This window comes from Rhizobium sp. Leaf321 (assembly GCF_001423215.1).
Lineage (GTDB): Bacteria > Pseudomonadota > Alphaproteobacteria > Rhizobiales > Rhizobiaceae > Neorhizobium > Neorhizobium soli.
The window spans coordinates 448,062-474,042 of the sequence record NZ_LMOF01000007.1 but is presented as its reverse complement, the minus strand read 5'-3'; the positions used below and the strand labels follow the sequence as shown (position 1 = coordinate 474,042).

General features: G+C 60.3%; 24 protein-coding genes and 1 tRNA gene. 14 read left to right on the top strand and 11 right to left on the bottom strand.

Features of this window, described 5'->3' with window-relative positions:
- Positions 1 to 43 precede the first annotated feature (43 nt).
- Positions 44 to 511 (bottom strand): thioredoxin-dependent thiol peroxidase, encoded by a 468-nt coding sequence (bcp, locus tag ASF70_RS15220; RefSeq protein WP_062580808.1) that lies wholly within the window; start codon positions 509 to 511, stop codon positions 44 to 46.
- Positions 512 to 625: 114 nt separating this feature from the next.
- Here bcp and ASF70_RS15215 point away from each other — a divergent pair, with 114 nt between their 5' ends.
- Entirely contained in the window at positions 626 to 4,033 is a 3,408-nt protein-coding gene (locus ASF70_RS15215) for a DUF3971 domain-containing protein (RefSeq protein ID WP_062580806.1), read from the top strand.
- A gap of 52 nt (positions 4,034 to 4,085) precedes the next feature.
- On the opposite strand, the gene tyrS is transcribed toward ASF70_RS15215, so the two are convergent.
- Positions 4,086 to 5,339, bottom strand: a complete 1,254-nt coding sequence (gene tyrS / locus ASF70_RS15210) for a tyrosine--tRNA ligase (RefSeq protein ID WP_062456711.1) — start codon at positions 5,337 to 5,339, stop codon at positions 4,086 to 4,088.
- Positions 5,340 to 5,546: 207 nt separating this feature from the next.
- Between tyrS and ASF70_RS15205 the strand changes: the two genes are divergently transcribed.
- A complete protein-coding gene (locus ASF70_RS15205) occupies positions 5,547 to 6,749 on the top strand; it encodes a GGDEF domain-containing protein (RefSeq protein ID WP_062580804.1) in 1,203 nt (400 codons plus the stop codon).
- A 56-nt stretch (positions 6,750 to 6,805) separates the two neighbouring features.
- Here ASF70_RS15205 and ASF70_RS15200 read toward each other — a convergent pair whose 3' ends face one another.
- Positions 6,806 to 7,483 carry an alpha/beta hydrolase gene (locus ASF70_RS15200; protein ID WP_062580802.1) on the bottom strand — a complete coding sequence of 226 codons (678 nt, stop codon included), beginning with the start codon at positions 7,481 to 7,483 and terminating at the stop codon, positions 6,806 to 6,808.
- 255 nt (positions 7,484 to 7,738) lie between these two features.
- On the opposite strand from ASF70_RS15200, the gene ASF70_RS15195 reads away from it, so the two are divergent.
- The 7 genes from ASF70_RS15195 (at position 7,739) to sufA (ending at position 14,812) form a co-directional block, all read left to right on the top strand.
- The gene (locus ASF70_RS15195) at positions 7,739 to 8,905 is read left to right on the top strand and encodes a cysteine desulfurase family protein (protein ID WP_062580800.1); all 1,167 of its coding nucleotides are present in this window, start codon (positions 7,739 to 7,741) and stop codon (positions 8,903 to 8,905) included.
- A 147-nt stretch (positions 8,906 to 9,052) separates the two neighbouring features.
- Positions 9,053 to 10,522: a Fe-S cluster assembly protein SufB gene (sufB, locus tag ASF70_RS15190; protein WP_062456722.1), complete on the top strand. Its 1,470-nt coding sequence runs from the start codon at positions 9,053 to 9,055 to the stop codon at positions 10,520 to 10,522.
- A gap of 63 nt (positions 10,523 to 10,585) precedes the next feature.
- Entirely contained in the window at positions 10,586 to 11,341 is a 756-nt protein-coding gene (gene sufC / locus ASF70_RS15185; protein WP_062580797.1) for a Fe-S cluster assembly ATPase SufC, read from the top strand.
- A gap of 20 nt (positions 11,342 to 11,361) precedes the next feature.
- On the top strand, positions 11,362 to 12,645 hold the full coding sequence (gene sufD / locus ASF70_RS15180) for a Fe-S cluster assembly protein SufD (protein WP_062580795.1): 1,284 nt from the start codon (positions 11,362 to 11,364) through the stop codon (positions 12,643 to 12,645).
- Positions 12,646 to 12,679: 34 nt separating this feature from the next.
- Complete coding sequence (locus ASF70_RS15175) at positions 12,680 to 13,924, top strand: cysteine desulfurase (protein WP_062580794.1); 1,245 nt, start codon at positions 12,680 to 12,682, stop codon at positions 13,922 to 13,924.
- 16 nt (positions 13,925 to 13,940) lie between these two features.
- The gene (locus ASF70_RS15170; protein WP_062456735.1) at positions 13,941 to 14,315 is read left to right on the top strand and encodes an SUF system Fe-S cluster assembly protein; all 375 of its coding nucleotides are present in this window, start codon (positions 13,941 to 13,943) and stop codon (positions 14,313 to 14,315) included.
- 104 nt (positions 14,316 to 14,419) lie between these two features.
- Positions 14,420 to 14,812: a Fe-S cluster assembly scaffold SufA gene (gene sufA / locus ASF70_RS15165; RefSeq protein ID WP_062580792.1), complete on the top strand. Its 393-nt coding sequence runs from the start codon at positions 14,420 to 14,422 to the stop codon at positions 14,810 to 14,812.
- A 57-nt stretch (positions 14,813 to 14,869) separates the two neighbouring features.
- Here sufA and ASF70_RS15160 read toward each other — a convergent pair whose 3' ends face one another.
- From ASF70_RS15160 to ASF70_RS15150, 3 genes are read right to left on the bottom strand one after another with little or no spacing between them, the layout of a single operon-like run.
- Positions 14,870 to 16,075, bottom strand: a complete 1,206-nt coding sequence (locus ASF70_RS15160; protein WP_062580790.1) for an ABC transporter permease — start codon at positions 16,073 to 16,075, stop codon at positions 14,870 to 14,872.
- Entirely contained in the window at positions 16,056 to 16,793 is a 738-nt protein-coding gene (locus ASF70_RS15155) for an ABC transporter ATP-binding protein (RefSeq protein ID WP_062580788.1), read from the bottom strand. The genes ASF70_RS15160 and ASF70_RS15155 overlap by 20 nt, the downstream gene beginning before the upstream one ends.
- The gene (locus tag ASF70_RS15150) at positions 16,793 to 18,079 is read right to left on the bottom strand and encodes an efflux RND transporter periplasmic adaptor subunit (protein ID WP_062580786.1); all 1,287 of its coding nucleotides are present in this window, start codon (positions 18,077 to 18,079) and stop codon (positions 16,793 to 16,795) included. Before ASF70_RS15150 ends, ASF70_RS15155 begins: the two co-directional genes overlap by 1 nt.
- Positions 18,080 to 18,282: 203 nt before the next feature.
- Here ASF70_RS15150 and ASF70_RS15145 point away from each other — a divergent pair, with 203 nt between their 5' ends.
- Positions 18,283 to 18,543 carry a DUF2171 domain-containing protein gene (locus tag ASF70_RS15145; RefSeq protein WP_062456750.1) on the top strand — a complete coding sequence of 87 codons (261 nt, stop codon included), beginning with the start codon at positions 18,283 to 18,285 and terminating at the stop codon, positions 18,541 to 18,543.
- Positions 18,544 to 18,610: 67 nt separating this feature from the next.
- Here ASF70_RS15145 and ASF70_RS24020 read toward each other — a convergent pair whose 3' ends face one another.
- A complete protein-coding gene (locus ASF70_RS24020; protein WP_156461849.1) occupies positions 18,611 to 18,790 on the bottom strand; it encodes a hypothetical protein in 180 nt (59 codons plus the stop codon).
- Positions 18,791 to 18,867: 77 nt separating this feature from the next.
- Entirely contained in the window at positions 18,868 to 18,993 is a 126-nt protein-coding gene (locus ASF70_RS24760) for a hypothetical protein (protein WP_256413796.1), read from the bottom strand.
- A 237-nt stretch (positions 18,994 to 19,230) separates the two neighbouring features.
- On the opposite strand from ASF70_RS24760, the gene ASF70_RS15140 reads away from it, so the two are divergent.
- Positions 19,231 to 21,006, top strand: coding sequence for a type I secretion system permease/ATPase (locus ASF70_RS15140; protein WP_062580784.1), 1,776 nt, complete (start codon positions 19,231 to 19,233; stop codon positions 21,004 to 21,006).
- A gap of 8 nt (positions 21,007 to 21,014) precedes the next feature.
- Complete coding sequence (locus ASF70_RS15135) at positions 21,015 to 22,310, top strand: HlyD family type I secretion periplasmic adaptor subunit (RefSeq protein ID WP_062580782.1); 1,296 nt, start codon at positions 21,015 to 21,017, stop codon at positions 22,308 to 22,310.
- Positions 22,311 to 22,341: 31 nt separating this feature from the next.
- Here the strand turns inward: ASF70_RS15135 and ASF70_RS15130 are convergent, their stop codons facing one another.
- Both ASF70_RS15130 and ASF70_RS15125 read right to left on the bottom strand, forming a co-directional pair.
- The gene (locus tag ASF70_RS15130) at positions 22,342 to 22,587 is read right to left on the bottom strand and encodes a DUF982 domain-containing protein (protein ID WP_062458038.1); all 246 of its coding nucleotides are present in this window, start codon (positions 22,585 to 22,587) and stop codon (positions 22,342 to 22,344) included.
- 100 nt (positions 22,588 to 22,687) lie between these two features.
- Positions 22,688 to 22,763, bottom strand: a tRNA-Lys gene (locus ASF70_RS15125).
- Positions 22,764 to 22,981: 218 nt separating this feature from the next.
- On the opposite strand from ASF70_RS15125, the gene ASF70_RS15120 reads away from it, so the two are divergent.
- The gene (locus tag ASF70_RS15120) at positions 22,982 to 23,734 is read left to right on the top strand and encodes a cytochrome c biogenesis CcdA family protein (RefSeq protein ID WP_062456760.1); all 753 of its coding nucleotides are present in this window, start codon (positions 22,982 to 22,984) and stop codon (positions 23,732 to 23,734) included.
- 43 nt (positions 23,735 to 23,777) lie between these two features.
- On the top strand, positions 23,778 to 24,740 hold the full coding sequence (locus tag ASF70_RS15115; RefSeq protein ID WP_062580780.1) for an AEC family transporter: 963 nt from the start codon (positions 23,778 to 23,780) through the stop codon (positions 24,738 to 24,740).
- On the opposite strand, the gene ASF70_RS15110 is transcribed toward ASF70_RS15115, so the two are convergent.
- On the bottom strand, positions 24,717 to 25,919 hold the full coding sequence (locus ASF70_RS15110) for a UbiH/UbiF family hydroxylase (protein WP_062580778.1): 1,203 nt from the start codon (positions 25,917 to 25,919) through the stop codon (positions 24,717 to 24,719). The genes ASF70_RS15115 and ASF70_RS15110 overlap by 24 nt on opposite strands.
- Positions 25,920 to 25,981: the final 62 nt, after the last annotated feature.

The following is a 25,981-nucleotide window of genomic DNA, read 5'->3' as shown; positions in this document are numbered from 1 at the left end:
ACACCTCCCTGTCGCATCAACATGCGACAGGGAGGTGTCTGGCTTACAGGGCCTGTACGGCTTTCAGCACCTCTTCGGCGTGACCGGCAACCTTTACCTTCGGCCAGATATTTGCGATCCGGCCATGGGCATCGATCAGGAACGTCGTGCGGTCGATTCCCATGTACTTGCGCCCGTACATGCTCTTTTCCTTCCAGACGCCGTAGAGATTTGCGACGGCGGTATCCTCGTCCGATCCGAGGATCACTGCGAGCGCATGTTTCTCGACGAACTTGTCGTGCTTCTTCACCGTGTCCGGGGACACGCCGATGACGGCGGCGCCGGTTTTTTCGAACTCGGGGAGGAGGGCCGTGAACGCCAGCGCTTCGGTCGTGCAGCCGCTGGTATCGTCCTTTGGATAGAAGTAGAGAACCACCGGCTTGCCGGCGAACGTCTGCAGCGAGACGGTACCACCGCCGTCGCGGGGAATATCGAACTGTGGGGCGATGTCGCCAATGGCCAATTCAGACATGAATTTCCTTTCTTTCGCCGGGATCTTGAGCAATTGTCGGCCCATCGGTAGTCTATTGGTGCCCGTTGCGTCTAGTCAGGCTGCAGCGGGTCTTGAGAAGGTAATGTCAGCCTGATGGCGGAAATTCGCGGCGAAAAGGTCAGCTTCAACCGCAAGGATATGGTTCCGCTGCACGAACTTCCCTCTGCACAGGCGGAAGATCCCATTATCGTACACTGCCCACCGCGCCGATCGCGCATGCGCCGCGTGGGCAAGACTTTTTTGCTGTTTACGATGCTGGTTCTGGCTGCTGCCGGAACTGCGATTGTCGCCATCGAGAGCGGCGTCGTCGACGGCGCGCTGACGGCGCGGGCCCAGTCGGCCCTCAACAACGCGATCGGACCCCGTTATGTCGCTTCGGTCGGTTCGACGGCGATCCGGTTTGATTCGGTGATGCGGATCGCGATCGAGGCGCGCGACGTGGATATCGTCGAGCAAGCGAGCGGTCAGCGGCTGAGCCGTGCCGAAGCGCTGCGGATGGCGATCGATCCGATGAAGCTTCTCGGCGGCCGCGTTTCCATCAACAACATTTCCGCGCAAGGCATTCGGCTGGAGACGGCGCAGTTGCCGGCAGGCGACCCTATGGCGCTGTCGCAGGTTCGCGTCGATGCGATGCCGAAGCTGCTCGAGCAGGCGTTCCAGCGCCTTGATGAAGTGCGCGGCCTGATCGAGCGTACCGGCACCGCTTTCGTTAGGATTGCCGGCATCGAAATCGTGCTGCCGTCTGCCCCTGGCCAGAAGCCGCTGATGTTCGTCGTCAACGAGCTCAATATGCAGCGCAACATCGAGGGCGAGATCGATATCAGGGGGATCGTCAGCCTTAACGACCGCCAGGCAACGCTGGTGGCAGGATCCCAGACTATCGAAGGCGTGACGACCGGACTTTCCGCAAAGCTCATGGGGCTGGACGTGACGTCCTTCCTGTTGCATCGGGATGCAGCCGGGATGCCGCGCGAAGGGCTGGACAGTGCCGTCGATCTTGAACTTGCTGCCACCCGTTCGCGCGAGACCACTGTTCCGGTCATCACCGCAAAGCTCAAGCAGTCGCCCGGACGGTTCTATTTCGACAGTATCGAGCAGCCCTTCAGCGGCGCGGATATCGACGTCGCCTATGATTTCACCAAGGACGCGATCGAAATCCAGAGATCGGAAGCGCGTTTTGGCCCGACTGTCCTTCCGTTCACCGGCGCGGTCGTCGATCTCAATAGGGTCGATCCGGCAGACCACCGGCCGGGGTTCGGCCTCGATCTCCTTGTCAGCGGAGGAACAGCAGCCGGCGCGTCGAACGCCGAAGAACCGGCACAGTTCGATCTGAAAGCCGTCGGACGCTATCTCTCGGCCGATCGCGAGTTGCAGTTCGACGAGATGGCGATGTCCAGTCCGCTTGGGCGGATGGCCGCTGCGCTGAAAGTGCGCTTCGGCACGCAGTCTCCGGAAATCAGCTTCGGCGGTCAGTTGCCACAGATGCAGGTGACTGCAATCAAGCAGCTCTGGCCCTTCTGGATGGCCCGCAAGGCACGCGACTGGGTGATGGGAAACATGTTCGGGGGAACGCTGAGCAACGGCTCCATCGCCGTCTTCATTCCGGCAGGACGGATGAAGGGACCGGGCGTTCCGCTCGATCTCAACCGCAACGAACTGCAGATCAGTTTCGACCTTGCCGACGGGCGCGTCAACCTGCCCGCCGACATCCCGCCGCTTCGCGACATCTACGGCCGTTTCGACCTGAAGGGTGAAGCGATGCAGGTCGACATCACGCAAGCGGGTTCGTTTTTTCCGTCGGGGCGCGCGGTCAAGGTTGAGGGAGGGCGTTTCTCGATCCCATCGACCTACGCGAAGCCGCTGATGGCCGATATCGCGCTGAAACTGAGCGGGCCGGCGGATGCCATCGCGGAACTCACGAGTTTCAAGCCCATCAACGGCCTCAAAAACACAGAGTTCAAGCCATCGGATTTTTCCGGCACTGCCAAGGTGGATGTGAAGGCGCAGTTTGGTCTGGTCAATGACCAGAACCCGCCGAAGCCGGTCTGGAATGCGCATGCGGATCTGCGCGACGTTGCGCTGGCAACGCCGGTGTCCGGTCGCAAGATTTCCAATATCGACGGCACGCTCGATATCGATCCGCAGGCCGCCAGACTGAGCGCGAAGGCTGCGATCGACGAGGTGCCGGCAGACGTCACCCTCGTGCAGCCGATCGACAGCGCGTCGACTGTCAAGCGTGAACAGGTCATCAAGGCAGTTCTCAGCGACAGCCAGAGGGACAAACTGGTGCCCGGTCTCTCGGAGATCGTCCAGGGCACGATCAGCGTGGAACTGACCAGGCTCGATGATACCAGGCAAGGCGTCAGCCTCGATCTGACGCGCTCTGCGCTCTCGATCCCGGGCATCGGCTGGACGAAGGGCAACGGCGTCGGTGCCAAGGCGCAGTTCGAGATTGCCGGGGAGGGACTCCAGCGGACAGAGCTCAAGAACTTCGAACTGGTGGGCGACGGGTTTGGCGCGCAGGGCAATATCGTCCTCACCAATGGTAGCCTCTCGTCGGCGGAGTTTTCGAGCGCCCGCCTGTCGCCGTCCGATAATTTCAGCGTTGCGGTGAAGCAGTCGAAGGGTGTCTTCGATGTGTCGATCGGCGGATCCTCTGCCGATATAAGGCCTATCATCACCAAACTTCGCTCGGCTACGCCTAGTGCAAGTGGGTCGGGTTCCTCTGCCAAAAGCAGCGGTGGCGCGACGATCCGTGCCAAGCTCGATCGCATGGTCGGCTTCAACGACGAGGCCCTGTCGAACGTCAATCTGTTGTTTGCGATACGCGATGGCGACATTGCCTCGGCCGACCTTTCCGCCGTAACGGAAAGCGGGCAGGCGGTTGTCAGCGACATAACGAAGGGCAACACGATCTCGATGACCAGCGGCGATGCCGGCGCCGTCGTGCGGTTTGCCAATATCTACAACAACATGCGGGGCGGTCTTCTCAATTTGCGGCTGCGATCGCAAGGGTCCGACTGGGCCGGCAATGTCGACATCCGAAGCTTCGCTTTGGTGGACGAGCAGCGCCTGCAATCGCTGGTGTCGACCCCTGTGGGCCGGGATGGGGAAAGCCTCAGCAAGGCGGTCAAGAAGGAAATCGATCTCAACGCCGCGCGCTTCCAGCGCGGTTTTGCCTCGCTCGTTTACCGGAACGGTGCGCTCTCTGTTGCCAACGGCATCGTTCGTGGCGAGCAGATCGGCGCGACATTCCAGGGCATGCTGCGCGACGCCCGCGGCAGCATGGACATGACCGGCACCTTCATGCCGGCCTATGGAATCAACCGGCTTTTCGGCGAGCTTCCGCTGATCGGTGCCATCCTCGGCAACGGACGAGACCGCGGACTGATCGGCATCACCTTCAAGCTCGAAGGCGTCTTCGACAAGCCGAAGCTGACGATAAATCCGCTGTCGATCATCGCACCCGGCGTGTTCCGACAGATCTTCGAGTTCCAATAAAAAAAAGGCCTCGCGAACGAGGCCTGTTCATTGTTCTGCAGACCGCTGGCACTCAGGCCGGGCGGACGAGGATATGCTTCTTCTTGCCGAGCGACAGCTTGATCACGCCGTCGGCCGTGACGTCGCCGGTGCCGATGACAGCGCGTTCGTCCGAGACCGCCGTATCGTTGATGCGCACGGCACCACCCTGGATATGCCGGCGAGCTTCGCCGTTGGAGGCTGCAAGGCCTGCCTTGACGATCAGTGCCAGGAGGCCAAGACCAGCCTCCAGTTCCGACGATGCGACGTCGATCGACGGCAGGTTGTCGGCGAGCGCACCTTCCTCGAACGTCTTGCGGGCGGTTTCAGCCGCTTGTTCGGCATTGTCGCGGCCGTGCAGCATGGCGGTGACTTCCGTCGCGAGGATTTTCTTGACCTCGTTGATTTCCGAACCGGCAAGTGCTGAGAGGCGGGCAATCTCGTCCATGGGCAGCGTGGTGTAGAGCTTCAGGAAGCGCGAGACGTCCGCGTCCTCGGTGTTGCGCCAGTACTGCCAGAAGTCATAGGCCGACAGCATGTCCGGGTTGAGCCAGACCGCGCCGTTCATGGACTTGCCCATCTTGGCACCCGACGACGTCGTCAGAAGCGGCGAGGTGAGAGCGTAGAGCTGCGGTGTCCCCATGCGGTGACCAAGGTCGATCCCGTTGACGATATTGCCCCACTGGTCGGAGCCGCCCATCTGCAGGCGGCAACCGTAGCGCTGGTTGAGCTCCACGAAATCATAGGCCTGAAGGATCATGTAGTTGAATTCGAGGAAGGACAGCGACTGCTCGCGGTCGAGGCGCGTCTTGACGCTGTCGAAGGACAGCATGCGGTTGACCGAGAAATGACGGCCGACATCGCGCAGGAATTCGAGGTAGTTGAGGTCGCGCAGCCAGTCGCCGTTATTGATCATCAGCGCATCCTTCTGACCTTCGCCGTAGCTCAGGTAGTTGGAAAAGACGCGCTTGATGGAAGCTATATTGCTTTCGATCGTGTCGATCGTCATCAACTGGCGCGCGTCATCCTTGAAGGATGGATCGCCGACCATGCCGGTGCCGCCGCCCATCAGGGAGATCGGCCGGTGGCCGGTCTGCTGCATCCAGTGCAGCATCATGATCTGGATGAGGCCGCCTGCGTGAAGGCTTGGTGCCGTCGGGTCAAAGCCAATATAGGCCGTCACGGTTTCCTTGGCGAACAGTTCGTCGAGACCCGATTCGTCGGAAATCTGGTGAATGAAGCCACGCTCATCGAGCGTGTGGAGGAAATCGGACTTGAACCTGGACATCTTACTTCTCTGTGGATGCGTTTTTTGTCTTGAGAGCCGGCGTCTAGCACTGTTTTGGTGGTTTATCACTCCAAAAATGCAGCGAAATGCGCTTGCACTTATCTGTGACTCGCCGTCATGGTTCATTAATCTTTTGTTTTCTGCCAAGCCACTAAGGTGAAGGCAGGACTGCGGCATTCCTTATTTTCTAAATGCATTGTTGGGTTGATGAACGGGGCAGTTTTTTTCCTGGGGGTGAATTTCGTCGTCGCGATATGTTTCTGTATCGTGTTTGCGGTTGTTTCCACCCGCAGTCGGTCGCGCGTTGCCGCGCTTTGGTTCGGGGCCGGTTTCGGCGTCGCTTCACTGGCCGCTGTTTGCGAGATTGCCGTCGCCTATCTGCCCTTTCCGCGTCCCTGGGCGATCGGAGCTTTTGCAACCGTTCTCGGTGGCATGATTTTCCTGCTTTTCGGCATTGGCAGTCTCTATGACGTTCGCATCAACCGTCGACTTGCCGGATTGATGTTCGCCGTCAGCTCCTTCGGAAACGTCTTCGTCTATGATCTGCGGCCCGGCACGCCGCTTCACGCATTTTCCTACCAGACTCCGTTTGCCCTGGTTATCCTCGCAAGCGCCGGCGTGGTTCTGCAGGCTTTGTTGCGCTCGAACCGGCAACTGCTGATCGACAAGGTCGTGTGCGCGCTCCTTGCGGTCACAGGGGTACACTTCATCGCGAAGGCCGTACTTGCGATCGCCGTTGGTGCCGGGTCCGTCGCGACAGATTATATCCGCACCGACTATGCGCTGATCTCCCAGAGCCTGACGGCCGTTCTGATGGTCGCGGTCGGCCTGACACTGCTGTCGGTACTGGTGCTCGAAATCATGGCGGATGAACGCAGCGTGTCGGAAAGCGACGCTCTGTCGGGCCTTGCAAACCGGCGCGGCTTCGAGCGCCGGGTGAGATCCGCAATCGCGACGTTTCCAAAAGGACCGCATGCGGTGGTTTTATGCGACCTCGACAGGTTCAAGACCATCAATGACACCTATGGGCATCATGCCGGGGATATGGTGATCCAGAGTTTTGGGACCTTGCTTTCCTCCTGCGCGCCAAAAGAAGCAATCGTCGGCCGGATGGGCGGCGAAGAGTTCTCCGTGTTCCTTCCCAACACGCCGATGGACGTTGCGCTGATGGTGGCTCAGGCTCTGAGGGGCGGCACGATGGCGATGTCGGTGGCGGGTCTGCCACCCACCTCAAGGATCACGGCGAGTTTCGGCGTCGCCAATCTCACCAGTCCCGACGCGCTCGACGAAATGTTCCGGCAGGCGGATGTGGCGCTCTATGCCGCGAAGCGGGCCGGCCGTAACCGGGTTCATGAAGCGACGTCAGACGATGGGCGTCCGCGTGCGGCACATGTGCGACCGGTCAACTGAAGATACGAAAATGGCCGCAAACGCGGCCATTTTTGTTTCTTCGATGCACAGTAGCCTTAGCGGATGCGCTTTGCAGCCGGCTCGGGCACAAGTTCACCATTGAGGCGGCGATCGAGGTAATCCTCGCACTCGCCCATGAGCGTCTCGGTCTGGCCGTTGAAGAAGTGGTTGGCGCCCTCGACGATCTTGTGCGTGATGAGGATGCCCTTCTGGGTCTTCAGCTTCTCGACGAGGCCGTTCACGTCCTTTTCCGGTGCAACCCTATCCGCATCGCCGTTGATGATGAGGCCGGAGGATGGGCAGGGCGCCAGGAACGAGAAGTCGTAGATGTTCGGCTGCGGCGCAACGGAGATGAAGCCTTCGATTTCGGGGCGTCGCATCAGAAGCTGCATGCCGATCCACGCGCCGAAGGAATAACCGCCGACCCAACAGCTCTTCGAATCGGGATGCAGGCTCTGGACCCAGTCGAGTGCCGAAGCTGCGTCGGATAGTTCGCCGGCGCCGTGGTCGAATTCGCCCTGGCTGCGTCCGATCGAACGGAAGTTGAAGCGGAGCGTCGTGAAACCGCGCTTCTGGAACATGTAGAAGAGCTGGTATACGATCTGGTTGTTCATCGTGCCGCCGAACTGCGGATGCGGATGCAGGATGATGGCGATCGGTGCGCTCTTTTCCTTGGAAGGCTGATAACGGCCCTCCAGGCGGCCTGCAGGGCCGTTGAAAATCACTTCGGGCATCGGTACTCCGGTCGGTCAAACGTGATCTGATGCCAGACTGGGTTGCTATCCACGGTTCATCCGTCGAGTTTGACTTGACGAAGCCGCTCAGCTTTTCTAAAACCCAGTTTAGAACCATTCGAAATTGGGGCCGCCTTGGCAGCGCCCGATGCGATGTCTCTTAAGGCAAGCGTGGCCGGAATTTCAAGAAAAATGCGGCCTGCGGCAACCCTAGATGAGACCCAACGGTAATTAGGGACGGAATCTGATCAGGCAATGGCGTTGAACCGCACCTATCTCGACTGGAACGCGACCGCGCCTTTGAGCGCGCCGGCGCGTGCTGCGATGCTGGAGGCCCTTCAGCTTCCCGGCAACGCGTCGTCGGTGCATGGTGAGGGCCGGTTGTCGCGCGCGGCCGTCGACAAGGCGCGGCGCCAGGTTGCGGCCTTGGTCGGCGCAGAGCCCGCGCATGTTACCTTTACCAGCGGTGCGACGGAGGCATCGAACCATGTTCTGACGCCGGACTACCGGATGGGCCGTGCACCGGTCGCGATCGGCGCTCTTTACGTTTCGGCGATCGAGCATCCCGCGATCCGCGAAGGCGGCAGGTTCGATCCTGCCCAGGTGATCGAGATACCGGTGACAACCACCGGTATCGTGGATCTTTCGGCGCTGGAAAAGTTGCTCGCAGTGCATGACGACTTATTGGGCCTTCCTATGGTCGGGCTGATGCTGGTCAATAACGAGACGGGCGTGATCCAGCCGGTGTCTGAAGCTGCGGAGATCGTCCACAGGCATCGCGGGCTTCTGGTCGTCGATGCGGTGCAGGCTGTCGGTCGTATCCCGGTCGATATCAACAGGCTGGATGCTGACTTCGTGGTGATTTCGTCGCACAAGATTGGTGGTCCGAAGGGCGTCGGCGCCCTGATCTCGCGCGGCGAAGTGCTGATGCCGAAGCCGCTGATCCGAGGCGGCGGGCAGGAGAAGGGTCACCGTTCGGGGACCGAGAATTTTCACGCGATCGTCGGCTTCGGCGCTGCGGCTGCGGCGATGAGCGAAGACCTCGATGAGCGCAATGACGGTATAAGCTTGTTGCGGGATCGGCTTGAAGGCGAGATGCGCAAAGCTGCCGCCGATGTGATGATCCATGGTGCGGACGTTCACCGCGTTGGCAATACCTGCTTCTTCACCCTGCCGGGGCTGAAGGCGGAAACGGGTCAGATCGCCTTCGATATCGAGGGGATCGCGCTTTCGGCCGGTTCAGCCTGCTCTTCGGGCAAGGTCGGCGAGAGCCATGTGCTGATGGCGATGGGCCGGGATCCACAGCTGGGTGCCTTGCGCATCTCGCTCGGTCCCGACACGACAGACGAAGACATTACGCGTGCGGTTGCGGCTTTTGCCAAAATCGCAGCCCGTCGCAAGGCCCAAGGCGTTGCGGCGTGACAGCGCTCTAATTTGTGCGAGCGCAACTTTCTACTTGCCTAAAGGTGTGAAAACCGCCTTTTGGCGCCTACATACGGGAGGAACAGAACCTCCCGGAGACATGACAGAATTGCCGGAATTTGAACCGGCAAGATTTGGAGAATGAACATGCCAGCTGTCCAGGAAACAATCGATCAGGTCCGTGGGATCGATATCGATCAGTACAAATACGGCTTCGAAACCATCATCGAAGTGGACAAGGCGCCCAAGGGCCTTTCGGAAGACATCATCCGCTTCATTTCCGCCAAGAAGCAGGAGCCCGAATGGATGCTGGAATGGCGTCTCGACGCCTACAAGCGCTGGCTTACGATGGAAGAGCCGACCTGGGCGCGCGTCGACTATCCGAAGATCGACTTCAACGATCTCTACTACTATGCCGCGCCGAAGACCACGTCCGGTCCGAAGTCGCTCGAGGAAGTCGATCCCGAGCTGCTGCGCGTCTATGAAAAGCTTGGCATTCCGCTGCGCGAGCAGGAAATCCTTGCCGGCGTCGACAGGCCACGGGTTGCCGTCGATGCGGTGTTCGATTCCGTGTCTGTTGTCACGACCTTCAAGAAGGAACTTCAGAAGGCCGGCGTGATCTTTATGTCGATCTCGGAAGCCATTCGCGAGCATCCGGACCTGATCAAGCAGTATCTGGGCACCGTCGTTTCGGCCACCGACAACTATTACGCCACGCTGAATGCTGCGGTGTTTACCGACGGCTCGTTCGTGTTCGTGCCGAAGGGCGTTCGCTGCCCGATGGAGCTGTCGACCTACTTCCGTATCAACGAGAAGAACACCGGCCAGTTCGAACGCACGCTGATCATTGCCGAGGAAGGCGCTTACGTGTCCTATCTCGAAGGCTGCACGGCGCCGCAGCGCGACGAGAACCAGCTGCATGCCGCAGTGGTCGAACTCGTTGCTCTCGACGATGCCGAGATCAAGTATTCGACGGTTCAGAACTGGTACCCGGGCGACGCCCAGGGCAAGGGCGGCATCTACAACTTCGTCACCAAGCGTGGCGACTGCCGCGGCCACCGCTCGAAGATTTCCTGGACCCAGGTCGAGACCGGTTCGGCGATCACCTGGAAATACCCGTCCTGCATCCTGCGTGGCGACGACAGCCGCGGCGAGTTCTACTCGATCGCCGTGTCGAACGGTCACCAGCAGATCGATAGCGGCACCAAGATGATCCACCTCGGCAAGAACACGTCGAGCCGCATCATCTCGAAGGGGATTTCGGCCGGCGTTTCGCAGAACACCTATCGCGGCCAGGTCTCCATCCACCGCAAGGCTGAAAACGCCCGCAACTTCACCAACTGCGATTCGCTTCTGATCGGCGACAAGTGCGGTGCGCATACGGTGCCCTACATCGACGTGAAGAACTCGTCGGGCCAGATCGAGCACGAAGCGACGACCTCGAAGATCTCCGACGACCAGAAGTTCTACGTTATGCAGCGCGGCATTCCCGAAGAAGAAGCGATCGCCCTGATCGTCAACGGCTTCGTCAAGGATGTCATCCAGCAGCTGCCGATGGAATTTGCGGTCGAAGCGCAGAAGCTGATCGGGATTTCGCTCGAAGGCTCCGTCGGCTGATCGGCCTGTCATTTGAATAGCGCGCCTGGCGCGTCACTAAAGAGTATCCGGAAAGATAGACCTATGCTTGAAATCAGAAACCTGCATGCCCGCATTGCCGAAGACGGCACCGAAATCATCCGTGGCCTGAACCTTACCGTGAAGGCCGGCGAAGTTGCTGCCATCATGGGGCCTAACGGTTCCGGCAAGTCGACGCTGTCCTACATCCTGTCCGGACGTCCGGACTATGAAGTCACCGAGGGAGAAGTCCTTCTGAACGGTGAGAGCATTCTGGAGCTCGATCCGGCGGAGCGCGCCTCCAAGGGCATCTTCCTGGCCTTCCAGTATCCGGTCGAGATCCCGGGCGTCGCCACCATGCAGTTTCTCAAGGTGGCCATGAACGAGCAGCGCAAGGCGCGCGGCGAACCCGAATTGACGACGCCGGACTTCATCCGTCGCGTCAAGGAAGCGGCTGCCGAGCTGAAGATCGACATGGACATGCTGAAGCGTCCGCTCAATGTCGGTTTTTCCGGCGGCGAGAAGAAGCGTGCAGAAATCCTGCAGATGGCGCTGCTTGAGCCTTTGCTCTGCGTGCTCGATGAGACCGATTCCGGCCTCGATATCGATGCGCTCAAGATCGTGGCTGACGGTGTGAACGCGCTGAAGTCGCCGGATCGTGCGACGATCGTCATCACCCACTACCAGCGCCTGCTCGACTACATCGTGCCTGATACGGTCCACGTTCTCTACAAGGGCCAGATCATCCGCACCGGTGACAAGGCGCTGGCGCTCGAACTCGAGGCCAATGGCTACGCGGACATCATCGGCAGAGCAGCCTGAGACGCGGGAAGGAATTTGGCATGAACATGCAAATCAATCAGCCCGTCCGGCTGACGGCCGCCGAAACGGCGCTCGTCGAGGCTTTTGCGGCCCAGGTTGGCGAACTGCCGGGTAACGGTGCCGTCACGGGAACCCGCGATCGTCTTCTCGATGATCTGAAGCGATCGGGCCTGCCGACGCGACGCATCGAGTCCTGGCACTACACGGATCTGAAGAACCTGCTGCGCTCTGTTCCAGAGCGTGTCGTCGGCGGCGTATCGGTTCAACCGGTCGCGCCGTTGGTCGAAGGCGCGAAAGTCCTGTCGATCGTTCAGGGCGTAGCGGACAACCGCGCGACGATCGATGGCGTCGAGCTTTCGGTCTTTAGGGACCAGCTTGCCGATGGTTCGGCCGTGGCTGGGCTTGCGGCGTTCGACAAGGACGACGCGATCGCTCGCATCAACGGCAGCTTCGTGCGGGACGGCTTCGCGCTCTCCGTACCGGCAGACGTCTCGGTCGAGCAGCCGATCGAGCTGCAGGCGGTTCACGGTGCCGGTCAGGTCCATACGCGGTTTCCGGCGGTGTTCGGAGCGCGGTCCAAGGCAACGATCATCGAGCGTCACTGCGCGGTGACTGATGATGCGGCACTCGTGTCCTCGATCAGTGACCTGACGCTGCAGGACGGCGCTGAGATCACCTGGATCATCCTCCAGACTCAAGGGGCTGACGACACCCATCTCGGTCAGATCCGCATATCGCTCGGTACCGATACCAAGCTGCGACTGTTCATCGTCAACGCCGGCGGCAAGCTGGTGCGCCAGGAGCTTCGCGTCGACGTTCAGGGTGAGGGGGCGGAGTTCACGCTGCGTGCCGTCAACCTGCTCGGTGGCGATACCCATACGGACGTGACCATGGTTCTTGGCCATAACGTTCCGCATACGAGCTCCACGGAAATCATCCGCAACGTCCTGTTCGACAAGGCGAGCGGTGTGTTCCAGGGCATGATCAAGGTCGCCCCGGACGCGCAGAAGACCGATGCGAAGATGGCGTGCAACACGCTTCTGATGTCCGACGACGCCGATTTCTCGGTGAAGCCGGAGCTGGAAATCTTTGCCGACGACGTGATCTGCGGCCATGGCGCCACGGTTTCCGATATCGACCGCAACCATCTCTTCTACCTGATGGCGCGCGGCGTACCTGAAAACAGGGCCCGTGCCATGCTGGTCAACGCCTTCGTGGCGGAGATCGTCGAGGAACTGGAAGAAGAAAAGCTCGTCGAAGCGCTGGAAGGCGTCATCTCCGATTGGCTCGAAAAGCACGCCTGATTTTATAGGCGCGCGTCCGCAAATGAGGCATGACATGGACCAGATCACCCCTGCGACAGCTTACGACGTCGAAGCGATCCGAAAGGATTTCCCGATCCTTTCGACCATGGTGCATGGCAACAAGCCGCTGGTCTATCTGGACAACGGGGCGTCTGCCCAGAAGCCGCAGGCCGTGATCGACGCGATCGCGCATTCCTACTCGAACGAGTATGCCAATGTGCATCGCGGCCTTCACTACCTCTCCAATGCGGCAACGGATGCCTACGAGGCGGCGCGCGAAAAGGTGCGCCGTTTCCTGAACGCCGGTTCCGTCGACGAGATCATCTTCACCAGCAATTCGACGGCAGCGATCAACACCGTCGCCTACGGTTATGGAATGCCACATATCGGTGAGGGCGACGAGATCGTCATCACCATCATGGAGCACCATTCCAACATTGTGCCATGGCACTTCATTCGTGAACGCCAGGGTGCGAAGATCGTCTGGATCCCGGTCGATGACGACGGTGCCTTTCATCTCGACGACTTCGAGAAGGCGCTGACGGACAAGACCAAGCTGGTCGCCATCACTCATATGTCGAATGCGCTTGGTACGGTGGTTCCTGTGAAGGAAGTCTGCCGTATCGCGCACGAGCGCGGCATTCCCGTTCTCGTCGACGGCAGCCAGAGCGCCGTCCATATGCCGATCGATGTGCGCGATATCGACTGCGACTGGTTCGTGATGACTGGCCACAAGCTCTACGGCCCTTCGGGCATCGGCGTTCTCTATGGCAAGGCGGACCGTCTGAAAGAGATGCGGCCGTTCATGGGCGGTGGCGAGATGATCATCGATGTGGCCGAAGATTTCGTTACCTACAACGATCCGCCGCACCGGTTCGAGGCCGGCACGCCGCCGATCGTTCAGGCGATCGGTCTCGGTCATGCGCTTGACTATATGGACAAGGTCGGCCGTGATGCGATTGCAAAGCACGAGGCGGATCTGACTGCCTATGCGACCCAGCGGCTGAGCGCGATTAATTCGTTGAGGATCATCGGCAATGCGCCCGGCAAGGGCGCCATATTCTCGTTCGAGCTTGCCGGCATTCATGCGCACGACATCTCGATGGTCATCGACAGGCGCGGTGTGGCAGTCAGAGCCGGAACCCATTGCGCCATGCCGCTCTTGAAACGCTTCGGCGTTACCTCCACATGCCGTGCATCCTTCGGCATGTACAATACCCGGGCCGAAGTGGATGCGTTGGCAGATGCACTCGACTACGCCCGCGATTTCTTTTCCTGAAGGACTTTTGAAGGCCATGGACGACCAGATACCGAAATGGGATGCCCGCGAGGGGATCATCCAGTCCGCCATTCCCGAAGACGAGGTGGCGCGGCTTTCCGACGACATCGTCGCGGCTTTGAAAACCGTCTATGACCCGGAAATTCCGGCCGACATTTTCGAACTCGGATTGATCTACAAGGTCGATATCGAGGACGATCGGATGGTGAAAATCATGATGACGCTGACAGCGCCCGGTTGCCCGGTTGCCGGCGAAATGCCGGGCTGGGTGGAAAATGCCGTCGGCGCCGTCGAAGGCGTGTCCGGCGTCGAGGTCGAGATGACGTTCGATCCGCCGTGGACGCCGGAGCGGATGTCCGAAGAGGCGCAGGTTGCTGTCGGGTGGTATTGATCGGTTAAGGCACCGGTACTAAGTTGGACTCACGAGACTTACTCTCGAAACACCAGGTCTAGAAACACCGGGCCTTGAACCCGGTCGTGGAAGGAAAGAATGCCATGGGCTTTGCTGTCATGACGATCACAGACGCTGCTGCACAGCGCGTCAACCAGATCACCTCGAACTCCGGTCCTGATGCGCTCGGCTTGCGCGTCGGTATCAAGAAGGGCGGTTGCGCCGGCATGGAGTACACGATCGATCTCGTTACTGTGCCCAATGCCAAGGACGACCTGATCGAGCGGGACGGTGCCAAGGTGTGGATCGAGCCTTCGGCCGTTCTTTACCTGCTCGGCACCCAGATGGATTTCGAGACGACCAAGATGCGATCCGGCTTCACCTTCGTGAACCCGAACCAGACATCGGCCTGCGGTTGCGGCGAATCGGTCGAACTGAAGCCTGCCGATCTGGCGGCGCTTGCGCAGCAGCGCACCACGCAATCTCCGGCTGCCTGAGGCGGTAATTCGAGATGTTAAATAGAAAGGGCCGCGAGGCCCTTTTTTCATGCGCGTTTATTCGTGGCGTAGCGCCTCGATGGGGTTGAGCTGGGCTGCCCGTCGGGCCGGGAAGTAGCCAAAGATCATGCCGATCGCTGCCGAAAAGGCGAAGGCCATAAGGATGATCGTCGGGCTGGCCACGAACGGCACCTGGAGAAAGCTGACAACGCCGTAGGCGAGCGCAAGCCCGGTGATGATGCCGGTCACCCCGCCGAAGATCGACAGCATCACGGCCTCCACCAGGAACTGCCGGAGAACCTGGCTTTCGAGTGCGCCGATGGCGAGACGGATGCCGATCTCGCGGGTGCGCTCGGTGACCGAGACCAGCATGATGTTCATGATGCCTATACCGCCGACGAGGAGACTGACGGCGGCGACGGCACCGAGAAGGCCCGTCAGCAGAACCGTCGTCCCGGTCATCGCCGCCGCGATCTGCGACATGTCGTTGACGGAGAAGTCGTCATCGCGTCCGATCGCGATGCGCCGCCGCTCACGCAGCAGACCTTCGACATCCGACTGCACCTTGGCGGTCGAGACGCCGTCCTGCGCTGATATGACGATGCTGGAGATCGTTGTCGTTCCACCGATCCGTCGCTGGTGCAGTTTCAGCGGCATGATGACGGTGTCGTCCTGGTCGTCGCCCATGCCGGACTGACCCTTGACCGCGAGAACGCCGACGACCGGGCAGGCGATGTTGCTGACCCGGATCAACTGTCCGACCGGGTTGGCGGCACCGAACAGCTGCTTGCGCACCGTCTCGCCGATGATGCAGGCCGCATGGCTGCCGCGATCCTCGTTCGGATTGAAATTGCGGCCGAGCGCCATATCCCAATCCTGCACGATGAAATAGTCGTTGGTGGTGCCGACAGCGCTCGACGAATGGTTGGCGCCGCCGGCGATGACCGTGGCTGTCCCGCGATTGATCGGTGCGACGCCCCGAAGACCGGAGATCTGCTCCTTGATCGCCAGCACATCCTTGTCGGTGAAGCGCTTGGCTTCCGTGCTCGCGCGTCCCGGTCCCCACTGGCCCGGACGGATGAATAGGGTGTTGGTGCCAAGGCGGGACAGTTCATCGCGCACCTTCGCAGTCGTGCCGTTGCCGATCGTCACCATGGCGATGACCGCTGCGACGCCGATCACGACGCCCAGCACTGTGAGAAAGGAGCGCAGCAGATTGCGGCTGATCGCCCGCCAGGCGAGCTTAGCGGCTTCCAGCAGCATGGCTTGCCCTTTCGAGATTGGGTTCGTCGGAGACGAGGTGACCATCGGTAAAGCGCAAGAGACGCGACCCGTAGGCTGCGATGTCTTCCTCATGGGTGACCATGATGACGGTAATGCCGTTGTCGCGGTTGAGCCGGGTGATCAGGTCCATGATCTCCATGCTGGTCTTGGTGTCGAGATTGCCGGTCGGCTCGTCGGCGAGAAGCACGGCCGGATCGGTGACGATGGCCCTTGCGATCGCGACGCGCTGCTGCTGGCCGCCTGACAGTTCCTGGGTGGTATGGCCTTCGCGTCCGGCGAGACCGACCTGAGCCAGGGCCACAGTCGCACGTGCGCGCCTCTCCTTGGGCGGCATGCCGCGATAGACGAGCGGAAGCTCCACATTTTCAACGGCAGATGTCCGGGCGAGAAGATTGAACCCCTGGAACACGAAGCCCAGCATGTGGCGTCTCAGAAGCGTGCGCTGCTCCCGGCTGAAATCTGTCGTCGGCACGCCCTGAAACAGAAACTCGCCCGATGAGGGGATATCGAGCCCGCCGATGATGTTCATCGCCGTCGATTTGCCCGAACCGGAGGGTCCCATGATCGACACGAATTCCCCGGCGGATATGGCGAGGTCGATCTGGTCCAGCGCCCGGATCGTCGCTTCGCCGCGCCCGTAGAACTTCGAGACCTTGTCGAATGCGATGAGGGGGGCAGGCGTGACGGCGAGGTCCATCACTGCGCCCTTGCGACGGCATCCGTCACCAGTTCATCGCCGTCGCGGATTTCGCCTGATTTCAGAACCGTGAACTGGCCATCGGTCGGCCCGGTTTCGACCGGCACCCGCTGGGCTTCGCCGTTGCGCAGCACCCAGACGGCGCGGGTGTTGTTTGCCGCCTGTTCGCCACGATTGCGGTTGCGGGGCGGGCGTGGTGGCGAGAACAGCCGGGAGAGGACATTGCCGCGCTGCCGTGCGGTGGCGGCCGGCGAGTAGCGAAGCGCAGCGTTCGGGACAAGCAGCGCATCCTTGACCGACTGGACCGTGATGTCTGACGTGGCGGTCATGCCCGGCCGCAGCAGCAGATCGGCATTGTCGACGGTCAGGATCGCCTTGTAGGTGACGACGTTGGAGACGGTCTCGGAGGCGAACCGGACGGTCTCGATTGTGGCCGGAAAGCTCCGCTCCGGATAGGCGTCGACCGAGAAGCGAGCAGGCTGGCCGTCCTTGACCTGACCGACATCAGCCTCGTCGACGGACACCTGGAGCTCCATGCGCTTGAGGTCGCCGGCGATTGTGAAGAGGACCGGTGCATTGAGCGAAGAGGCGACCGTTGCACCGGGATCGACTTCGCGGGTCAGCACGATCCCGTCGATCGGAGACACGATCGTCAGTTTGCCGAGATTAACCTCGGCAAGCCTCAGGCTTGCTTCGGCGGACAGGATCGCGGCCTGATTGATGTCCTTCGTCGCAACGGCCGACTCGTAAGCATAGCGCGCCGCGTCCAGATCCTGCTGGCTGGAAATGCGATTGGCGACGAGTGCCGTCAGGCGGTCGAATGAAATCTTCGCGGAAGCCGCTTCTGCCTCGGCCTTCAAAACATTGGCCTTTGCCGATGCAAGTTGAGCGCGCGCGCTCTGCACATCCGCTTCCTGCTTGCTGGTGTCGAGTTCGAGCAGCACATCGCCGGCCTTGACCGCGCTGTTATAGGTCACGTTGACTTTCCTGACCGTGCCGGAAAGTTCGCTCGATATGTCCACCTGATCGGTCGGCTGGACGGAACCGGTTGCAGTGACAACTACCGCAAGGTCTCCGCGCTTTGCGGCCTGCGTCGTGTAATCGTATCGTGGGCCGCTGCTGCCGAAATAGGAGTAAGCCAGCAGGGCTGCGGCGGCGATGAGGATGAGGAGAGGCCAGACAAACCAACGTCCACGCTTTTTCCGCTTGCCCGAAGACGCAAGGATCGCGGCGAGATCAGGCGCATCCTGTTTACGGCTGGCTGGGGGAGTGGACTGGACGTTCAATGGCTATCCTCGATGCGGTGGAAATAGCGCGAGCCGTTCCGGTCTAGCGAGGGATCGCGTCGAAACCGCGGCTTTGCAACTCTGGAACGAGGCATTCGCATGAAAGCAGCCGGTGGCCAACTTAAATGTCGGTAATGTATCGGAGGCACTGCATCGAACTTCTCGGTTGTGCGTTATGGCTGAACACACAAAGGAGAACTCAGATGATCGATGTCGCCCTTATCAAGGAACATGCGGAAGTGATCGGTGCGGACGGCGTCCACATCGGAACGGTCGACCGCGTTGAAGGAAACCGTATCAAGCTGACCAAGAAGGATAGCGGTGAGGGGAGCCATAAAGGCCATCACCATTTCATTTCGCTTGAACTCGTTGCCGATGTCGAAGGCGACAAGGTCCGTCTCTCTGCAGATGGTGACGTCGCAGTGACGTTCGAAGAAGAAGACGGCGGCAAGCCGATCCACTGAAGCAATTCAGCATGCAAAAAGGCCGGCGTTTCTGACGCCGGCCTTTTTTGTTTACGCATCAAAAATTTTAACGGGTTGGATGGGGGACCCCGAAGCGCTCGGGAAGAAAAGCCGTTTCAGTCGCGGCGCCACTCAAGCGAGCGGATTTCTCGTGCGCAACAGGCGTGCTTGGAATGCCAACAAGAATTACAAAGACGGCACCAACAGCAGCTGAACAACACACCAGCAAAATATTACGAATGGTCATGCTTGCACTTCCTCTCGTGATGCGATCGCTTGAGATCGCGATGAAGTAAGCCGGTCCTTGTCCTCCTTGGGATGATCCTAGTTGGCAGCCGACAGCTGTGTCGGAGACGCGAGTATTTCCGTATCGCCAAGCGAGTGATCAGAATACTTGAACACCAGAATACTGAGGACCGAACCGATAAGAGCGACGAAGACTATTCTCATGCTGAGACTCCTTTGCCGTCAGAACGGCGGTCCTGAAGTAAGGTTCCGTAAACCAATTCGTGATAGCGGCCGATTTGAGAACTTTGCGGATTGTTGATTGACAAATGGTTTGCCCCGGCACGTCCTTGGACGAGAGCGGGGCACTTGTGCAGGGGCGATCTGTCTGCCGCGCGGCTTTATTGAACTTTAAACCCGTTACGGGTAATAGGTGTGATCCCTGCATCAGGATTGCGCATTATGGCCGAAACCGCTTCGGGATCCCCACGGCAAGCCTCCAAAGATCCGATGAGCGAAGCCATTGCGCGGAGCAGAACCGGTCTCGTTGCGGTCGCGGTCGCGAGCGGACTGGTCAACGTGCTCTATCTCACCAGCTCATTCTTCATGCTGCAGGTCTATGATCGCGTCATCCCAAGCCGCAGCATCCCGTCGCTGATCGCGCTCAGCTTGCTGGCATTGATGCTGTATCTATTTCAAGGCGCATTCGAGCTTACCCGCAGCCGCATGCTGACAAGGATTGCCGGCATCATCGATGATACGATGGGGTCGCGGGTTTTCAAGATGATGCTCAAGGCGCCGGTCAAGACGAAGGCGTCGATCGACGGTCTTTCGATCATGAAGGATTTCGACCAGGTCCGTTCGTTTGTCTCGAGCGCGGGGCCGCCGGCCTTTTTCGACCTGCCGTGGCTGCCGTTCTATGTCGCCATCTGTTTTCTGTTTCATCCGGTCATCGGCTATATGGCAGTCGGCGGGGCGCTCATCCTGATGGTGCTCACCTACCTCACCAATCGCAGCACGCAGGTTTCGGCCAAGAAAGTGCACGAACTGACCGGCCAGCGCAGCGCCTTTCTTTCGGCGGCACAACGCAATGCCGAAGTCATTGAGGCCATGGGCATGGCAAACGACTTCTCACGGCAATGGACTGCGACAAACGCCAACTATCGCAGCAGCTATCAGACCAATTCCGATACCTCGAACGGATACCTGTCCGTTACCAAGATTTTTCGCATCGCGCTGCAATCGGCAGTCCTTGCCGTCGGCGCGGTGCTCGTCATCGAAAACCAGGCATCCGGCGGCATCATCATCGCGTCGTCCATCCTTACCTCCCGCGCGCTCGCCCCGGTCGAGCAGGCGATTGCAAACTGGCGCGGCTTCGTTTCGGCCCAGCAGGCCTGGAAACGGTTGCGGCATATGCTCAATGCTCTGCCGGAGGCCGATATGCCTCTGTCGCTGCCCGCACCGAAGCAAAGTCTGGCGGTGGAGAGCCTTTCGAGCGGCCCGGCCGGGCTGCAGAAACTGGTGATTTCCAATGTATCGTTTACGCTTCAGGCCGGCAGCGCTCTCGGCGTGATCGGACCGAGTGCATCCGGCAAATCATCGCTCGTGCGGGCTCTGACGGCCGTCTGGCCGATCTATCGCGGCAGTGTCAGGCTGGATGGCGCAGCGCTTGACCAGTGGAGCGACGAGGACCGTGGTCGCCATCTCGGATATCTTCCGCAGGAGATCGAACTTTTTGCGGGCAGCGTTTCGGACAACATTGCGCGGTTTCGTGAAAACCCTGATGCGGCCGATGTCATTGAGGCGGCAAAGGCTGCAGGCGTCCACGACCTCATCCTGCGCCTGCCGAACGGCTATGATACCGATATTGGCTTGAGCGGTTCCATGCTTTCGGCCGGTCAACGCCAACGCATCGGGCTTGCGCGTGCGTTGTTCGGCAAGCCGTTTCTGGTTGTTCTGGACGAGCCCAATTCCAATCTCGATTCGGAAGGCGAGGTCGCGCTGACGGACGCGATCATCGGCATCCGCAAACGCGGGGGCATCGTGATCGTGGTTGCGCACCGCCCGAGTGCGCTCGCGGCGGTGGATTTCGTGCTGATGATGAAGGACGGTGGTCTTGCGGCCTTTGGTCCCAAGGACGAGGTGCTCTCGAAGGTGCTTCGGCGCGAGAACCAGCCGAACGAGAGAAGTTCGCCGCTCAAGGTCGTCGGGGAAAGCCCGGAACAGATAAGGCAATAGGTCTCAAGATGACAACAGCCGAGCGTTCGCTGAAGCGCCATATCCTGCTCGTATCGACGTTGAGCGTGTTGCTCGTCGGCGGCATCGGCGGCTGGGCACTCAGCACGACATTGTCGAATGCGGTGGTGGCCGAAGGCAGTGTCGTGATCGAGGACAATGCCAAGAAGGTGCAGCACCTGACCGGCGGTATTGTCTCCGAGCTGCTCGTGAAGGAAGGCGCGCATGTCAAAGCTGGGGACGTCCTGCTGCGGCTGGACGGCACGTCGCTCAAATCCAATCTCGGCATTACCAACAGCACGCTGGCACAGCTTTACGCGCGGCGCGCGCGGTTGCAGGCGGAACGCCGCGGTGAGGAGAACTTCACGGTCAAGGAAGCCGAGGCCGCAGGTATCAATTCCCAGACGAACCGCATCCTGATCGAAGGCGAACAGCAGTTCTTCCTCAGCCGTCGCGCCTCGCTCGAGGGTATGAAGAAGCAGCTCGCCGAGCGGAAGAGCCAGCTGGCCGAAGAAATTGAGGGCGCCACACTGCAGATCAAGTCGATCGACGATTCGATCGTGCTGATCGATGAGGAACACACGGCTATCAGCTCGCTCTACGAAAAGCAGCTCGTGACGATGCAGCGTGTCAACACGCTGAAGCGCCAGCGCGCCGAGCTTGACGGCAATCGCGGACGGATGATCGCGACGCGGGCGCAGGCGCATGGCCGCATCAACGAGATCAACCTGCAGATCCTGCAGCTCGACGAAGACAGACAGACGGAAAACGCGCGTGACCTGACCGATGTCGAGGCAAAGATCGCCGAATCAGAAGAACGCCGTATCGCCATACAGGACCAGCTCGACCGTCTCGACGTTCGCGCACCGCTTGACGGTTACATTTATCAGCTGGCGCTGCACACGGTGGGCGGCGTTGCCAATCCGGGCGAGGCGCTGATGCTTCTGTCGCCGGAGACGCGCAGCCTGACGGTCGAGGCGAAGGTCGCTTTGCGCAGCATCGACCAATTGAGCGTGGGACAAAGCGTCGACATACGCTTCAGCGCTTTCGACCAGAAGACTACGCCTGAAGTCCAGGGCAAGATTTCGTCGATCTCGCCCGATTCGGTTGTCGATCAGCGTAGCGGCGCTGCCTCCTATATCGTGCGGATTGCGCCTGATGCAGGCGATATCGCGCGGTTACAGGGCCTGTCGCTCTATCCAGGAATGCCCGCGGAGGTGTTTATCAAGGTCGCCGACCGGTCGGTCATCTCCTATCTGACCAAGCCGATGATGGATCAGATCAACCACACGTTCCGTGACGAGTGAGCGGAAAGCGACCAATAGGCAGCTATTGGTCTCAGGCGCTGACGAGAACGCCGGCTTCCTCGGCAGCAGCGACGAAGGCCGCACGGGCGTCTTCCGGCTTGCGTTTTCCACCATCCACTTCGGCGCACACGATCAGCGCACGGTCGATCAGCGGACCGTCTTCGACAGGCCAGTCCTCGATCATCGCCCAGGCCGCAGCCTGGGTCGTTTCGACTGTCGTTTCGACAGGCGGCTCGCCAATCAGGACGACGACAGGTTTTGACCAGGGGTTGTTCATCATCGGGGGAATTTCACATGATTTGATGCAGGTCGAAGGCTACGGAACATCTGAAGTCCATCTTCGCCAGCGTCGAGTTTCACCACATTATCTGGATAAATGGTGAGAGCGCAGGGGTTCGAACCCTGGACCTACTGATTAAAAGTCAGTTGCTCTACCAGCTGAGCTACGCTCTCCCTAAAGACTGCCGAGGCATCCTTTGAAAGTGCGCGGAACATATGCAGGTCACTCTTTGCGGTCAACCCCGCTAGCTGTGCAAAATTGCGTTCCTCAACGCTTTTCCCCGGCCGCTTCGCCTGCGCGCAAAAAGGTGACTGGCTTTCCGGGCGCGGCATGCTTAGGTGCAATCGATCCCACGGTGGGACACTGCCGATGAAAACCTGCGGACCAAAACGTGTCGATTGCTGATATCTCTCTTCTGAGTGCCTTGATTGCCGGCGCTCTATCGTTTCTTTCCCCGTGCGTCCTGCCGCTGGTGCCGCCCTACCTGTGCTACATGGCCGGGATTTCCGTCGACCAGTTTCGCGACGGGCATGCGGCCGTGTCGCGGTCAAAGGATACGCGCCGCGCGGTTCTTTTGGCCGCGTTCTTCTTCACGCTCGGTTTCGCGACCGTGTTCGTTGCGCTTGGCGCCGGTGCGTCGACGATCGGTGTTCTTCTCCGGCAGCATCTCGACCTGCTCTCCAAGATCGGCGGCGTGATCATCATCATCATGGGCCTGAATTTCCTCGGCGTGTTCCGCATTGGCCTGCTTGCGCGCGAGGCGCGGTTTCATGGCGGTGGACAGCCGGCGACGCTGTCTGGCGCCTACGTGATGGGGCTGGCTTTCGCGTTCGGCTGGACGCCGTGCATCGGTCCCGTTCTCGGCGCGATCCTCGGTGTCGCCGCGTCGCGCGATACGGTGGGCGAGGGCGCCATGCTGCTCGCAATCTATTCGCTCGGTCTCGCCGTGCCGTTCTGGATCGCTGCCGGGTTCTCCGGTGCCTTCATGCGGTTCCTCACCCGCTTTCGACGGCATCTCGGTCACGTCGAGAAGGCGATGGGCGTGTTGCTGATCCTGACCGGCCTTGCTTTCATCTTCGGTTTCGTGACGTCAGCCGCGATCTGGTTCCAGCAGACCTTTCCAATCCTGATGCAAATCGGCTAACGGAACGACCTCAAGGACAACCGCGGTAAGGATTAAAGGCGGCATGGGCGACATTATCGGCTTGCTGCTACCGTTTTTCGGACTGATCCTGATCGGCTACGTGGCCGCAAAGGTCACCAAACAACCTGCCGAGGCGCTTGGATGGATGAACACGTTCATCATCTATGCGGCACTTCCTGCGCTGTTCTTCAAGCTCGTCTCGCGCACGCCGATGGAGCAACTGGCGCGGGTCGACTTCATTCTTGGCGAGATCTTCGCGACCTATCTGATCTTCACGGTGGTGTTCCTGATCGGGTTCCTGATCCGCAAGACGTCATTCGAGGACTGCACGATCCAGGCGTTTGCTGGCGCTTACGGCAACATCGGGTATATGGGGCCGGGGCTTGCACTGCTCGCTTTCGGCGAAGCTGCGGCCGTTCCGGTGGCGCTGATCGTGTGTTTCGAGAACGCCGCCCATTTCATCGTGGCACCCGCCATGATGGCGGCAGCCGGCGGCGACGGTCGATCACCGCTGGCGGTGGCGGGCGATATCGCCCGCAAGGTTCTGCTGCACCCGTTCATCATCTCGACAGCTGTCGGCTTTGCATTCGCCGCGATGGCGTGGCAGCCGGCCGAACCGGTACAGCGGCTTATCGATTATCTAGCGCAAGCGGCGGCGCCCTGCGCGCTCTTTGCAATGGGGGTGACGCTGGCGTTGAGGCCGGTGCGGCGTGTTCCGGTCGAGATCGGCTATATCGCCGTCTTCAAGCTGATCGTACTGCCACTGACGACGTTTTCGGTCCTGTCGCTGATCGGTGGTTTCGAACCGGTTTGGATCTACTCGGCGACGCTGCTGTCAGCCCTGCCGACTGCCACCAATGTCTTCGTCATCAGCCAGCAATATGGCGTCTGGCAGGAGCGCGCATCAGCGAGCATCCTGATTATCACGCTGGCGTCTGTCTTCACCCTGCCAGCGATCCTCTATCTCATCCATTCCGGTTTTCTATCTGCGGGCTTGCTTCCTTAGGCCCGAAAAGATTTCGCGTAGTCCGCGGCCCGGTTCGATCCCCTCCCGCATCATCAGATTGCGTAACGGCGGGGCGTTTTTCAAGACCTGCAGACCGCCCGCCCGCAGCATCTGGACGGGCAGGAAGTCCGACAGAAGTGAGCGGTTGAGCAGATCGACACCGAAGGTGCGGGTCATGATATCGGGGCGGCGGCTCCGGTTAAAACGATCGCCGATATCCGCGCCAATCGGTCTGTCCGGTTCGTCCGTCACCAGATCACTCAGCGTGATGATATCACGCAGCGAGAGGTTGAGGCCCTGAGCGCCGATCGGGGGGAAGGCATGCGCGGCTTCGCCGACAAGTGCGACACGACCCTTGCCGAACCGGTCTGCCATCAGGCTCGAAAGCGGCCAGGCCTGCGGGGCGGCTTCGACGGTCACCTTTCCAAGCATCGACTGCATGCGGTCTTCGACGAGCTGCGACAGCTGGTCGAGATCGGTCGCCATCAATCGCTCGGCTTCGTCAGGCCGAACCACCCAGACGAGGCTGGAGCGGGAACCGGGCAGGGGAACCTGGGTGAACGGTCCGGTTTCTGTATGGAATTCCGTCGAAACGTTGTGATGCGGCACCGTGTGTGCAAAGTTCATAACCAGGGCGGACTGCGGGTAGGACCAGCGGCGGACACCTATCCTGGCGGCCTCGCGCGTGCTCGACTTGCGCCCGTCCGATCCAATGACCAGATCGACCGCCATAGCTGATCCGTCCGATAAGGTAAGGCGAGCGCGATCGCCGTCGAGATCGAAGGCTTCGACCTGATGCGTGAACCGGGTGACGTTCGGTTCCAGGTCGATCGCCTTATCCAGCGCCGGAGACAGCGCGTTGTTGGGAATGTTGTAGCCGAACGCATAGAGCCCGACATCCTGTGCGCGAAACTGGGTGGTGGGCGCGCGCAGCAGCCGCGTCGTGCCGTCGATGATCTGCATGATCGACAGCGGTGCTGCCGAGGGTGCGATGATATCCCATAGGCCCAGTCGATCCAGCAGGCGGATGGATTGATCCATCAGCGCGGTCGTGCGCCCATCGTCTCGCTCGGATGCCGGCGAAATGAGCGCGACTTTGCGGCCGGCTCGACCAAAAGCCAGCGCCGCTACCGATCCTGTCAGGCCGCCGCCAACGACGGCAATTTCGAACTCGTGCATCTGTCACCTCCGGAGCCATTCGCTCTCACCGTATTTATAGAGTGCTGGCCGTAATTCCAGCC

Bases quoted from the DNA above. Each gene is read 5' to 3' on its own strand.
- sufD (WP_062580795.1), top strand. From the start codon at position 11,362: ATGAACATGCAAATCAATCAGCCCGTCCGGCTGACGGCCGCCGAAACG.
- ASF70_RS15195 (WP_062580800.1), top strand. From the start codon at position 7,739: ATGGCGTTGAACCGCACCTATCTCGACTGGAACGCGACCGCGCCTTTG.
- sufB (WP_062456722.1), top strand. From the start codon at position 9,053: ATGCCAGCTGTCCAGGAAACAATCGATCAGGTCCGTGGGATCGATATC.
- ASF70_RS15205 (WP_062580804.1), top strand. From the start codon at position 5,547: ATGAACGGGGCAGTTTTTTTCCTGGGGGTGAATTTCGTCGTCGCGATA.
- ASF70_RS15110 (WP_062580778.1), bottom strand. From the start codon at position 25,919: ATGCACGAGTTCGAAATTGCCGTCGTTGGCGGCGGCCTGACAGGATCG.
- ASF70_RS15155 (WP_062580788.1), bottom strand. From the start codon at position 16,793: ATGGACCTCGCCGTCACGCCTGCCCCCCTCATCGCATTCGACAAGGTC.
- ASF70_RS15175 (WP_062580794.1), top strand. From the start codon at position 12,680: ATGGACCAGATCACCCCTGCGACAGCTTACGACGTCGAAGCGATCCGA.
- ASF70_RS24020 (WP_156461849.1), bottom strand. From the start codon at position 18,790: ATGACCATTCGTAATATTTTGCTGGTGTGTTGTTCAGCTGCTGTTGGT.
- sufC (WP_062580797.1), top strand. From the start codon at position 10,586: ATGCTTGAAATCAGAAACCTGCATGCCCGCATTGCCGAAGACGGCACC.
- ASF70_RS15130 (WP_062458038.1), bottom strand. From the start codon at position 22,587: ATGAACAACCCCTGGTCAAAACCTGTCGTCGTCCTGATTGGCGAGCCG.
- ASF70_RS15160 (WP_062580790.1), bottom strand. From the start codon at position 16,075: ATGCTGCTGGAAGCCGCTAAGCTCGCCTGGCGGGCGATCAGCCGCAAT.
- bcp (WP_062580808.1), bottom strand. From the start codon at position 511: ATGTCTGAATTGGCCATTGGCGACATCGCCCCACAGTTCGATATTCCC.
- ASF70_RS15170 (WP_062456735.1), top strand. From the start codon at position 13,941: ATGGACGACCAGATACCGAAATGGGATGCCCGCGAGGGGATCATCCAG.
- tyrS (WP_062456711.1), bottom strand. From the start codon at position 5,339: ATGTCCAGGTTCAAGTCCGATTTCCTCCACACGCTCGATGAGCGTGGC.
- ASF70_RS15135 (WP_062580782.1), top strand. From the start codon at position 21,015: ATGACAACAGCCGAGCGTTCGCTGAAGCGCCATATCCTGCTCGTATCG.
- ASF70_RS15145 (WP_062456750.1), top strand. From the start codon at position 18,283: ATGATCGATGTCGCCCTTATCAAGGAACATGCGGAAGTGATCGGTGCG.
- ASF70_RS15200 (WP_062580802.1), bottom strand. From the start codon at position 7,483: ATGCCCGAAGTGATTTTCAACGGCCCTGCAGGCCGCCTGGAGGGCCGT.
- ASF70_RS24760 (WP_256413796.1), bottom strand. From the start codon at position 18,993: ATGAGAATAGTCTTCGTCGCTCTTATCGGTTCGGTCCTCAGTATTCTG.
- ASF70_RS15115 (WP_062580780.1), top strand. From the start codon at position 23,778: ATGGGCGACATTATCGGCTTGCTGCTACCGTTTTTCGGACTGATCCTG.
- ASF70_RS15215 (WP_062580806.1), top strand. From the start codon at position 626: ATGGCGGAAATTCGCGGCGAAAAGGTCAGCTTCAACCGCAAGGATATG.
- ASF70_RS15140 (WP_062580784.1), top strand. From the start codon at position 19,231: ATGGCCGAAACCGCTTCGGGATCCCCACGGCAAGCCTCCAAAGATCCG.
- sufA (WP_062580792.1), top strand. From the start codon at position 14,420: ATGGGCTTTGCTGTCATGACGATCACAGACGCTGCTGCACAGCGCGTC.